Source organism: Pseudomonas sp. 10S5, assembly GCF_035019745.1.
Classification (GTDB): Bacteria; Pseudomonadota; Gammaproteobacteria; order Pseudomonadales; family Pseudomonadaceae; genus Aquipseudomonas.
The window spans coordinates 133,991-145,647 of record NZ_JASJVL010000014.1; the positions used below are offsets into that span (position 1 = coordinate 133,991).

Below are 11,657 nucleotides of genomic sequence, written 5' to 3' on the forward strand. Positions count from 1 at the left end.
AATTCAGTACCACAGGGAATCGCCAAGTTTTGATCTGCTTGGATACACGACCCAAACCGCTCGACACAAGGACCTCTAATGCGTCTGTTTCACACCTCCGATTGGCACCTCGGGCAGAACCTCCACGGTCAAGAACGCGACTACGAGCACGGCTGCTTTCTAAGCTGGCTACTGGCCCGAATCGCCGAACGTGAACCCGATGTTCTATTGATCGCGGGCGATATTTTCGACACCGTTAATCCGCCGGTCAAAGCCCAAGAGCGCCTGTACGAATTCATTGTCAGTGCCCATGAGCAACAGCCACTGCTGACCATCGTGATGATCGCTGGCAACCACGACTCCGGTTCGCGCATCGAATTACCCGCGCCATTGATGCGCCGTTTACGCACCCACGCTCTGGGCCGAGTGTTGTGGCTCGATGACGGGCAACTGGACGCCGAACGCCTGCTGCTGCCGTTGCCTGACAAGACCGGGGCAATCGGCGCCTGGTGCCTGGCGCTACCCTTCTTACGCCCGGCCGAGGTCACCGGCGCCACGCTGGGGGATGATTATCTGCGAGGAATCGGTCGCGTTCATGAACTGCTGATCGACGCCGCCAACCTCAAGCGCACGCCAGGACAAGCACTGATCGCCATCAGCCACGCGCACATGGCCGGTGGTTCAGTGTCGGAAGATTCCGAACGCAGCTTGATCATCGGCAACGCCGAAGCGCTGCCCGCCAGCCTGTTCGGACCGAGCATCACCTACGTTGCCCTCGGCCATTTGCACAAGCCGCAGAAGGTCAACGGCGAAGACCGCATCCGCTACAGCGGCTCACCGATCCCGCTGTCGTTTTCAGAAATCGGCTACCCGCACCAGATTCTCGACATCACCTGCGACGGCGACCAACTGACCAGTGTCGAACCGATCCTGATTCCCCGTGCCGTCAACCTACAGCGGGTCGGACCGGCGCCACTTGCCGAGTTGCTGCTGCAACTGGCGTCGTTGCCCAATATCGACCTGCTAGCCGACATAGAACGCCAGCCATGGCTGGAAGTGCGAGTGCGTCTGGACGAGCCGCAACCGGACCTGCGCCATCAGATCGAAACCGCGCTGCAAGGAAAAGCCGTGCGCTTGGTGCGAATCGGCGCCGAATATGCGGGCAAAGGCGATGCTGAAGGCAATGACAGCGGCGCAGGGTTGGTCAATCTCGATCAACTGAGCCCACAAGAGTTGTTCTGCCGTGCCTGGCGGGATAACTATGGCACCGAGGTCGATGAGCAAACGCTGCAAGACTTCGCCACGCTGTTGCAAGACGTACAACTGGAGAGCGAACAGCCTTGAAAATTCTCGCCATCCGCCTGAAAAACCTTGCCTCGCTGGCCGGCCCGTTTGAGCTGGACTTCACCGCCGAGCCCTTGGCCAGTGCCGGTTTGTTCGCAATCACTGGGCCCACCGGTGCAGGTAAAAGCACCCTGCTCGACGCACTGTGTCTGGCCTTGTTCGGTGCCATTCCTCGGCTGAATAATATCGGCCAATCCAAAGTCCCGGAAATCGACGGCGACATCAGCACCAACGACCCGCGCACGTTGCTGCGCCGTGGCACCGGCAGCGGTTATGCCGAAGTGGATTTCGTCGGCATCGACAACCGTCGTTACCGCGCCCGCTGGGAAACCAACCGTGCCCGGGACAACGCCAGCAAAAAGCTGCAAGCCAGTCGCCAGACCTTGATCGATCTGGACAGCGAACAGGTGCTCAGCAGCCAGAACAAAACCGAATACAAAACCATGCTCGAAGCGCGTTTGGGGCTGAACTTCGAACAGTTCACCCGCGCGGTGATGCTGGCGCAAAGCGAATTCAGCGCGTTCCTCAAGGCCGATGACAAAGAGCGCAGTGAACTGCTGGAAAAGCTCACTGACACCGCGATTTACAGCCAATTGGGCCGCCGCGCCTACAGCAAAAGCAATGAAGCAAAAAAGGCCCACGACGACCTCAAATCGCTGGCCACAGGGATCACCCCGCTGGAACCCGAGGCCCGCGCCGATCTCGATAAATGCTTTGATGAGGCCCAGCAACAATTGAAAGCCCAGCAAGCGCAGTTCAGGCAGCTTGAGCTGCAACAGCAATGGCTCAAGGTGCTGGTTCAATTGCGCAACGAACACCAGAGCGCTGCCCAACAGCTAACGCAAGACCAATTGAGCTGGGACAGTCAAAGTGCCGAACGTTTGAATTTTTCGCGGCTGGAAAATCTTGCGCCGCAGCGTCATCAATTCGCTCGACAGACTGAGCTGAACAGCCAAATCAGCCCGTTGGCGGCAAAGATTCAGCAGCACCTTGTGCAACAAACTGCACAGAACAGGCAGCAGGATCAGCTTGAAAAAGTGCGCCTCGACGCTCAGTCCGCCGCGCTTAATGCCCAGCAACAACTAACCGAGGCCAAACCACGGCTTCAGCAAGCCTTCGATACGCAAGGCAGCGTTACGCGGTTAATTCAGGAAATGAATCAGGCCACTGAACTCAAGCAACAGGCCAAGCAAAAAACCGCGCAAGGCCAACGCACGCTGGGCGATTTGCTTGAGCAACAACAACGCGTGGCTGAACGGTTAGAGCTAATCGCCGCGCAGCTTGAGCACAGTGCTGGATTGGCGCCGCTCAGCGCCGCATGGGACATCTATCACGAACGATTGAAGCAACTGATGCAAATCGGCGGTCGGCTGAATAAAGGCACGATTGAGCTCCCGCAACTCGAACAAAGCGCCGCCAGTGCCAACCAGCAACTTACCGAACAACGCAATACCCTTGAGCTGCTATACCGTGAAGCGGGCGCGCAAGCACACGCGGTTGGCGAGCAGATTCAAATTCTCGGCAGCCTGTTGCAAGACAATCGCAAACAGCAACGCGCCTTCGAGGACCTCTCGCGGCTCTGGGCCACTCAGCAACAGCTCGACCAGCGCGTGCTGGAGCTGACGCACAAGCAGCAGGAAGCTCAGCAACAGCGCGAACAGCTCAACCGCGAAGGCTTGCAGGCCAAAAGTGAATTGACCAATGCCGAACACACCCTGTCCGTCACCCGCCAGTTGCTAGAACGCCAACGCATGGCCCGCAGCGCCAGTGTCGAAGAACTGCGCGGGCAATTGCAAAATGACCAACCGTGTCCGGTGTGTGGCAGCCACGAACATCCTTATCACCAGCCTGAAGCACTGTTGCAAAGCCTGACTAAGCATGACGAAAGTGAAGAAGCCAATGCGTTGAAGATCGTGGACACCCTGAAAGACACATTGGTCGACCTGCGCGCCACGGTCGCTGGCTTGATCGCGCAGCAAAAAGAATTCCTGCAACAGCAAGAGCAACTGGCGACTCAACAGCAGGCCTTGGCGCCGAACTTCGAAGCGCATCCGCTGAGCGCTCGGCTGCTGGAACAGGATTTCGCTAAACGTGATAACTGGCTGACTCAGCACCTGAATCAGTTAGCGCAAAACATCGCCCAGGACGAACAGCGGCAGAATGCTCTGCTTACGCTGCAAAAAGACGCCGCCTACCTGCAACAGCAGCTGCAAATCGCTACGCAATCTAGCCAAGCGGCCACTCAACAGCTAGCCGATCAACACCGTCAATTGGCCAGTGATCGAACCCGTCTGGAAGAAGAGCTGGCCGCATTTGACACCCTACTACCGACCGAGATCCTTGATGCCCTGCGCACTCAGGCCACCACGACCGTCATGCAATTGGATCAGCAGGTGACCCAGCGTCTGCAACAGCTGGAGCAACAGGGCGAAGAACAGCTCGAACAACGCAATCGTCAACACAAAATCGAGCTGGAGCAGGCGCAGCAAACCGCCCGGGTCCAGGAACAGGAAAAGCTGCAACAACACTGCGCCGCCTTGGCCGATCAACAGCAGGTCAGTCAGCAACAATTGAGCGAATTGCTGGGCGAACACCCTAGCGCCGAGCACTGGCAGCAACAGTTGGAACAGGCGGTCGAGCACACCCGACACGCCGAAAGCACAGCGGGCCAAGCCTTGCAGGATTCGCGTAACGTACTGACCCAACTCAGCGCCGAACTCAAGTCCGAGCAAGAACGCCTTAACAGCATCGAGCTGGAACACCGCGAGCTGAGCCTTAAAATCGCTGAATGGCGCAGCCGTCATCCTGAACTGGACGACAGCGGTTTGGCGCAACTGCTCAGTGTTGACGATGAACAGGTCAATCACCTGCGGCAACAGTTGCATCACAGCGAAAAGGCCGTTGAGCAAGCCAAGGTTCTGTTACACGAACGTGAGCAACGCCTGCAAATCCATCAAGCGCAACACGAGGGCACGCTGGATGCCGAGCAGCTGGACAGCGCACTGGCGCAGTTGCACAGCCAAACCGCCGTCGGTGAACAGCGATGTGCTGAGTTGCGCGCCCAACAGGCTGACGACCAGCGCCGACAAGACGCCAATCAGGCGCTGTCGCAGCAGATCGCCGAGGCTTACGTGCAATTTCAGCGCTGGGCACGCTTGGCGACGTTGATAGGTTCGGCCGAAGGCGACAAATTCCGCAAGATCGCTCAGGCGTATAATCTTGACCTGCTGGTACACCACGCCAACGCGCAATTGCGCCAACTGGTGCGACGCTATCGGTTGAAACGCGGCGGCAGCATGCTTGGCTTATTAGTGATGGACACCGAAATGGGCGACGAGCTGCGGTCCGTGCATTCGTTATCCGGCGGCGAAACGTTTCTGGTGTCCTTGGCCTTGGCCCTTGGATTGGCGTCGATGGCATCGAGCACCTTAAAAATTGAATCCTTGTTCATTGACGAAGGCTTCGGCAGTCTTGACCCGGAATCGCTGCAACTGGCCATGGACGCCCTTGATGGCTTGCAAGCGCAAGGGCGCAAGGTCGGAGTAATTTCCCACGTGCAGGAAATGCACGAACGGATTCCGGTGCAGATTCAGGTTCGGCGCAAAGGCAACGGCCTGAGTACAATCGAGGTCAGTGCGTCATAAAATCCGGGTATTCCCGAACGCAGACTACATATTCGTGTCGTACAAAACCGATAACCGGAATTTTTGTGCGACCCTACACACCCACGGCGCGACCCGTCGCGCCCTGTTCAATGAGAAAGGTAGAACCATGTCCAATTCAAAAGTATTTTTCGACATCACCGCCAACGACGAGCCTATGGGTCGCATCGTTATGGAACTGCGCGAAGACGTGGCGCCAAAAACCGCTGAAAACTTCCGTGCCCTGTGCACCGGCGAGAAAGGCGAAGGCCTGACCTTCAAAGGTTCATCTTTCCACCGTGTGATCACTGACTTCATGCTGCAAGGCGGTGACTTCACCAACCATAACGGCACCGGCGGCAAGTCGATCTACGGCGAAAAGTTCAAGGATGAAAACTTCACCCTCAAGCACACTGAGCCAGGTCTGCTGTCGATGGCCAACGCTGGCCCGAACACTAACGGTAGCCAGTTCTTCATCACCACCGTCGTCACCAGCTGGTTGGATGGCAAACACGTGGTGTTCGGTAAAGTAGTCGAAGGCATGGACGTGGTTAAAGCCATCGAAGCCATGGGCTCGAAGTCCGGCCGTACCAGCAAAAAAGTCACCATCGCTGACTGCGGTCAACTGACCGAAGAAGCGTAAATGACAGCGTCGGTGGTTGCGCTGAACACGGCGACCCCGACTCTTTACTCTTTCCGCCGCTGCCCCTACGCCATGCGCGCTCGCATGGCGTTGTTGTACTCGGGGCGAGCGGTGGAGATAGTCGAAGTCAGCCTCAAAGACAAACCCGCATCCCTGCTTGCCTGCTCACCCAAAGGCACGGTGCCAGTGTTGGTGTCTGGAAGCGGCGTGATCGATGAAAGCCTGGCGATTATGCGCTGGGCGTTGGCCTACAGCGACCCTGATGACTGGCTGTTAGCGCAGGATGATCTGGCTCAGCAACACATGGGCGAATTGATAGAAGAAAACGATCATGTGTTCAAAAAGCATTTGGATCGCTATAAATACGCAAATCGTTATCCCGAACATTCCCAAGAACATTACCGTGATATCGGCGCAGTATTTTTGCAGTCGCTTGAAACTCGATTATTGCAGCACACGTTTTTAGCCGCCGACCACATTACTCTGGCCGATGTCGCACTGGCGCCCTTCGTACGGCAGTTCTGCTTTGTCGATCCGGAATGGTTTTGGCGGGGTTCTTATCCGCACCTGGGGTGCTGGCTTAGAGCATTTCTAGATTCGAACCTATTTATAGCCGTTATGAAAAAACCTTTGTAAAACATGGCGAAGGCTGCTGAATGCATTTGGCTGCTAAAGCAGACGAACCCATTCCCCGTTATCGGTATTATCGTTAACGGGGAATGGGTTCAATTTATAACGACTGCATTTATTGAATCTTATGATCCAACGCCGCGTAGAAGTTCGCGCTTTTCTGCAGGTATTTTGCGGTGTAAGTCTGGGTGATGCTGGATTTTTTCTGATGCATCTCAACACTGGCGCTGGCAGGCAGAGCGACGGTGGCGGAGATAGCGGATGCTGCAATGATGGAAAAAAGATTGAAGTTCATTTCAGTAAGCCTCGATGTTCGGTTTGGGTAGCTGCCGTTTAAGGCCGTTGAGTCAAACTTACGCCCGAGGGTTCGATGTCAGAAATGCTTTGTGCTACTAGACCATATCAGTCCAATTAATAGAGGCTGCAGCCCACGTTGTACGGGGCTGCAGCATCCCACTCAGGCGTTATCGAGTGAGGAACCTGAAGTCAGAGGGTGAATCGAAATCCATTTTTTGAACGGTATCACCCAGCAACCCGGTCTTTGGATCAAGGCGAACCGTGACAATCTGGTTGCTTTTCTGATTTGCAATCAGCATGAAATGCCCGCTGGGATCGATGCTGAACTCACGGGGTTCTGTACCTTCAACTGAACGATGCTGAATTTCTTTGAGCTTACCGTTGGCGGAATCAATGGCGAACACCACCAGTTCATTAACATCGCCGCGATTCGCAACGTAGAGGAACTTGCCGTCGGCTGAGCTGTGCAGCCCGCCGCCGCCGACTTTCTGCTTGATGCTCTTGTCGGACAAATCAACCAACTGCGTGCGCTTGAATACCCCGTCGTGGTAATCGAACAGCGCTACTTGCGCGGCCATTTCCAGGGTCAGGTAGGCGTGCTTACCATTATTACTGAACAACAAGTGCCGGGGACCACTGCCCGGCGGCAAGTCCACCGAGGGCGCTTTAGCGGGTTGCAGCGGTTGCGGGCCTTTCCCGGTGTAGTGGAAGACGAACAGCTTGTCCGCCCCCAAATCACTGGCGATCAAGTATTTCCCATCCGCCGACGTCACCGCCGAATGCACGTGTGACGACGCCTGGCGCTCAGGATCAACCTTGCTGGCCGGGTGAGTGACAGTTTGCGATACGTCCGAAAGCTTGCCGAATTTGTCCACCGGCACCACCGCCAGCACGCCGCCTGGATCAGGATTTACGGCGTAGTTGGCGACAAACAGGAAATGCCCGTCTGCGCTCAAGCTGGAGTGAGTCGGCTCATCACCCTTGCTGTCGACCTGGTTGATGGGTGTGACGTCATGGGTTTTGCCATTGATCGCAAAACTGCTGACCTTGCCCACGGTGTCCGTCTGCCCCGGTCCGTTTTCATTGACCGCAAACAGCAAGCGCTGATCTTTGGAAAGAGTCAGCCAGGATGGGTTTTCACTTTTGATCACCTGCCGCGGCTGCGCATCAATCTGCCCGGTCTTGCTGTCGAACCGGTAGCGATAGATACCTTCGCTCTTACCTTGGGTGTAAGCACCCACCAGCAGGTCGTAATCAGTCATGTTTTGCGCCAGGACAGGGAAAGCAGTGAGGCCGCTGGCCATCATCAGCCAAGGCAGAATTTTACGGTTCATGGGCATCTCTCTGGTTATTAGGCTTGTTGGGCGCCGCACGCGGTCAATACTGACCTCCGCTGTAGACAGCGCCCCTCACCAACTAGTTTTATTGCGCCCAAGCGCATGGCCAGAAATGCCACCGAACCTTCACACCGCTTACCACTGTTAACGTTAGATGCGCAGATCAGTCTTGTTCAGCAGGGTCTTCGGAGTCGTCTTCGTCACTTGGGGAAAACGCCTCAAGGCATACCAAGCGGTGATCGGCGTTGCCGTCGGTCAACACCCAGCTTTGCAATTGAGCATCGAAGGTTGCGGCTTCTACTTGCGCCACGCTGAACTTCCACACTTTGCGTTCACGGCCGTCGACGGCTTCGATTTCCAACTGAGTGTCGTTTAGCAAGAATTCAAAGGCGTGCAAGCCGTCGATTTCCAGCATGTGGGGGGTTTGCAAAATGGATAAAAGCGTTGGAGTGGTCATGGAAAGATCGCCTAGGTAAAGGCGCGAATTGTAGGCGAAATATCGGGCCAAGGGTGTCGGATGGATCGGATGCGCGCATATCGACGCAAGCCACTTTCGCCGAGCACTATCTGGACAACCAAAAGGGAGCACTTTTTCACGCAAACTCGGTAGCTTCGGGCACTGAACTGCGCCCCAGACGCTGGATCTATGTCCAACTTCTGGGGCGCAGTTCAATTTTCAGAACAGCCCAGGCTTAATCGCGCTCAAAATTGTGTGGGCGCAGGCTTGCCTGCGAAAGCTTGATGCGGTCTTTGGGGTTAAAGCGCTTTGACCTGCCCCGGCGCATACACCGCTTCAACCGGCGCGATGCCGTTGATTAACGGCGCACCGAAATCGGCTTGGCTGACTTCAAACTGATCACCCGGTTGCGTGCGCACGCCATCGGCAAACGACAGGGTCGCGGTGCCAAAGAAATGAATGTGTACGTCGCCCGGATTGAGGAACTGGTTGTACTTGAAGTGGTGGTATTCGAGATTTTCGAAGCTGTGGCACATGTTGGCTTCGCCGCTGAGGAACTCTTTTTCCCACAGCACTTCGCCATTGCGCCGAATGCGGCTGGTGCCGGAAAGGTTTTTCGGCAGCTCGCCAACTCGCAGTTCCGGGCCGAACGAACAGGCGCGCAACTTGGAGTGTGCCAAGTACAGGTAGTTTTTGCGCTCCATCACGTGGTCGGAAAACTCGTTACCGATGGCGAACCCCAGACGGTACGGCTTGCGATCATGGCCGATCACATACAACCCGCTGAGTTCAGGCTCCTCACCCGCGTCCTCGGCGAACGGCGGCAGCGGAAAAGCGTGCCCCGGGCGCACGATGATGCTGCCGTCTCCTTTGTAGAACCATTCAGGCTGAACACCGACCACACCGGCCGCGGGCTTGCCACCTTCCAGTCCCCACTGAAAAATGCGCATGCTGTCTGTCAGCGTGGCGTCATCCACGGCGTGTTGGTGCATTTTGTCGCGCGCAGAAGCGCTGCCCAAGTGCGTCAAGCCGGTGCCGCTGACCAATACGTGGGCTGGATCGGGATGGTCCAGCGGTGGAAGAATCCGCAAATCCTGCAACAGTTGCGCGTAATCATGATTGGCGCCGAGCCCTTGGCTGTCCACCTGCTCCACCAGGCTTAAGCCCGCTTCAATAGCGGCCATGGCCAATTCACGGACGCTGCCAGCACCTGATATTTCATGTACGCGATCACTGTCGACCACGCCAACGCGACGTTCACCATTGCTCAATTCAAACTGTACTAAACGCATATTCATGTTCCTTACTGAACAGGCACAGTCGCAGGATCGTCCCTCAGGGAAAATCACTATATAGTAATACTATATTAGCCACAACACTTCCAAAAGGCTCCGTTTAGGCTTACTTTAGCCTTCGAAAAAGCCATTAAGTCTTACAATAAGAGTGCCGACGATGCCTGACATGCCTGATAAAAAATTTGTCCTGCGTTCTGCCCAGTGGTTTGGTACTGCCGACAAGAACGGCTTTATGTACCGCAGTTGGATGAAGAACCAAGGCATCGCTGACCATCAATTTCATGGCAAACCGATTATTGGTATCTGCAACACCTGGTCAGAACTGACCCCGTGCAACGCGCACTTTCGCACCCTCGCTGAACACGTCAAACGCGGCGTGATCGAAGCCGGTGGCTTTCCGGTTGAATTTCCGGTGTTCTCCAACGGCGAATCCAACCTGCGCCCAACGGCGATGTTCACCCGTAACCTCGCCAGCATGGACGTAGAAGAAGCAATTCGCGGCAACCCTATTGACGGTGTGGTGCTGCTGACCGGTTGCGATAAAACCACTCCGGCCCTATTGATGGGCGCGGCCAGCTGTGACGTCCCAGCAATCGTCGTCACCGGCGGCCCAATGCTCAACGGCAAGCATAAAGGCAAAGATATCGGCTCCGGCACGGTGGTTTGGCAGATGCATGAAGCCTACAAAGGCGGTCAAATCACACTGGACGATTTCCTTGCGGCGGAAGGCGACATGTCGCGCTCAGCCGGCACTTGCAACACCATGGGCACCGCCTCGACCATGGCCTGTATGGCCGAAGCATTGGGCACTTCGTTGCCGCACAACGCCGCCATCCCGGCCGTCGATTCCCGCCGCTATGTACTGGCGCACATGTCCGGTATGCGTGCGGTTGAGATGGTCAAAGAAGACCTGCGCCTGTCGAAAATCCTCACCAAAGAAGCCTTCGAAAACGCGATTCGGGTCAACGCCGCCATCGGTGGTTCGACCAACGCGGTGATTCACTTGAAAGCGATTGCCGGTCGTATCGGTGTCGACCTGGACCTGGATGACTGGACACGCATGGGTCGTGGCATGCCAACCATCGTCGATCTGCAGCCGTCTGGACGCTTCTTGATGGAAGAGTTTTACTACGCCGGTGGTTTGCCTGCGGTGCTGCGTCGACTGGATGAAGCCAATCTGCTACCCAATCCTGATGCCTTGACCGTCAACGGCAAAAGCATCCGTGACAACGTTAAAGCCGCGCCGATTTATGGTGAGGATGAAGTGATCCGCGCCTTGGACAACCCGATTCGCGCTGACGGCGGAATCTGCGTATTGCGCGGTAATCTCGCGCCACTGGGTGCGGTGCTCAAACCGTCGGCGGCGACGGCTGAGCTGATGCAACACCGCGGCCGCGCGGTGGTGTTCGAGAACTTCGACCACTACAAGGCGCGGATCAACGACCCGGAATTGGACATCGATGCCACCTGCGTCATGGTCATGAAAAACTGCGGGCCGAAGGGTTATCCAGGCATGGCCGAGGTCGGCAACATGGGCCTGCCGGCAAAGCTGCTGGCCCAAGGCGTGACGGACATGGTGCGCATTTCCGATGCGCGCATGAGCGGCACCGCTTACGGCACCGTGGTCTTGCACGTCGCACCGGAAGCTGCAGCGGGCGGGCCGTTGGCGGTGGTGCAAGAAGGTGACTTCATCGAACTCGACTGCGCCAGTGGCCGGTTGCATCTGGACATTTCTGACGCCGAACTGGCTGCACGGCTGGCTGAGTGGAAAGCGCCTGAAAAACTGATATCGGGTGGCTATCGCCAGCTGTACATTGAGCACGTGATGCAAGCGGATCAGGGTTGCGACTTCGACTTCCTAGTCGGCTGCCGTGGATCCGAGGTGCCGCGTCATTCGCATTGATTTGGTGTTTGAAATATTGCCTTCGCAAATGAATTCGCTTCCACGGGTTTAGTCACTCTGAACTGCGCCCCAAATGTTGGACAGTGATTGAATAAGCTACGCGGCCTGAGTTCTGTATGCCACTGGACTCA

The 11,657-nt window shown here is 56.3% G+C and carries 9 protein-coding genes; 5 read left to right on the top strand and 4 right to left on the bottom strand.

What is annotated here, in order from left to right:
- The first annotated feature begins 78 nt into the window (after nt 1-78).
- The 4 genes from QN378_RS16455 (at nt 79) to QN378_RS16470 (ending at nt 6,243) form a co-directional block, all read left to right on the top strand.
- Nucleotides 79-1,323 (top strand): exonuclease SbcCD subunit D C-terminal domain-containing protein, encoded by a 1,245-nt coding sequence (locus QN378_RS16455; protein WP_322201816.1) that lies wholly within the window; start codon nt 79-81, stop codon nt 1,321-1,323.
- Entirely contained in the window at nt 1,320-4,967 is a 3,648-nt protein-coding gene (locus QN378_RS16460; protein ID WP_323551044.1) for an AAA family ATPase, read from the top strand. Before QN378_RS16455 ends, QN378_RS16460 begins: the two co-directional genes overlap by 4 nt.
- A 127-nt stretch (nt 4,968-5,094) precedes the next feature.
- Nucleotides 5,095-5,607 (top strand): peptidylprolyl isomerase, encoded by a 513-nt coding sequence (locus QN378_RS16465; RefSeq protein WP_322201812.1) that lies wholly within the window; start codon nt 5,095-5,097, stop codon nt 5,605-5,607.
- A complete protein-coding gene (locus QN378_RS16470; RefSeq protein ID WP_322201810.1) occupies nt 5,608-6,243 on the top strand; it encodes a glutathione S-transferase in 636 nt (211 codons plus the stop codon). It begins immediately after the preceding gene.
- A gap of 109 nt (nt 6,244-6,352) precedes the next feature.
- Here the strand turns inward: QN378_RS16470 and QN378_RS16475 are convergent, their stop codons facing one another.
- From QN378_RS16475 to araD1, 4 genes are all read right to left on the bottom strand, one after another.
- On the bottom strand, nt 6,353-6,532 hold the full coding sequence (locus QN378_RS16475; protein WP_322201808.1) for a hypothetical protein: 180 nt from the start codon (nt 6,530-6,532) through the stop codon (nt 6,353-6,355).
- A gap of 169 nt (nt 6,533-6,701) precedes the next feature.
- The gene (locus QN378_RS16480; RefSeq protein WP_323551045.1) at nt 6,702-7,868 is read right to left on the bottom strand and encodes a lactonase family protein; all 1,167 of its coding nucleotides are present in this window, start codon (nt 7,866-7,868) and stop codon (nt 6,702-6,704) included.
- A 166-nt stretch (nt 7,869-8,034) separates the two neighbouring features.
- Nucleotides 8,035-8,328 carry a DUF5629 family protein gene (locus QN378_RS16485; protein WP_322201804.1) on the bottom strand — a complete coding sequence of 98 codons (294 nt, stop codon included), beginning with the start codon at nt 8,326-8,328 and terminating at the stop codon, nt 8,035-8,037.
- A 299-nt stretch (nt 8,329-8,627) separates the two neighbouring features.
- Nucleotides 8,628-9,620 (bottom strand): AraD1 family protein, encoded by a 993-nt coding sequence (araD1, locus tag QN378_RS16490; RefSeq protein ID WP_322201802.1) that lies wholly within the window; start codon nt 9,618-9,620, stop codon nt 8,628-8,630.
- A gap of 169 nt (nt 9,621-9,789) precedes the next feature.
- Between araD1 and QN378_RS16495 the strand changes: the two genes are divergently transcribed.
- Entirely contained in the window at nt 9,790-11,526 is a 1,737-nt protein-coding gene (locus QN378_RS16495; RefSeq protein ID WP_322201800.1) for an IlvD/Edd family dehydratase, read from the top strand.
- The last annotated feature ends 131 nt before the right edge of the window (nt 11,527-11,657 follow it).

Bases quoted from the DNA above. Each gene is read 5' to 3' on its own strand.
- QN378_RS16455 (WP_322201816.1), top strand. From the start codon at position 79: ATGCGTCTGTTTCACACCTCCGATTGGCACCTCGGGCAGAACCTCCAC.
- QN378_RS16465 (WP_322201812.1), top strand. From the start codon at position 5,095: ATGTCCAATTCAAAAGTATTTTTCGACATCACCGCCAACGACGAGCCT.
- QN378_RS16470 (WP_322201810.1), top strand. From the start codon at position 5,608: ATGACAGCGTCGGTGGTTGCGCTGAACACGGCGACCCCGACTCTTTAC.
- QN378_RS16475 (WP_322201808.1), bottom strand. From the start codon at position 6,532: ATGAACTTCAATCTTTTTTCCATCATTGCAGCATCCGCTATCTCCGCC.
- QN378_RS16480 (WP_323551045.1), bottom strand. From the start codon at position 7,868: ATGAACCGTAAAATTCTGCCTTGGCTGATGATGGCCAGCGGCCTCACT.
- QN378_RS16485 (WP_322201804.1), bottom strand. From the start codon at position 8,328: ATGACCACTCCAACGCTTTTATCCATTTTGCAAACCCCCCACATGCTG.
- araD1 (WP_322201802.1), bottom strand. From the start codon at position 9,620: ATGCGTTTAGTACAGTTTGAATTGAGCAATGGTGAACGTCGCGTTGGC.
- QN378_RS16495 (WP_322201800.1), top strand. From the start codon at position 9,790: ATGCCTGATAAAAAATTTGTCCTGCGTTCTGCCCAGTGGTTTGGTACT.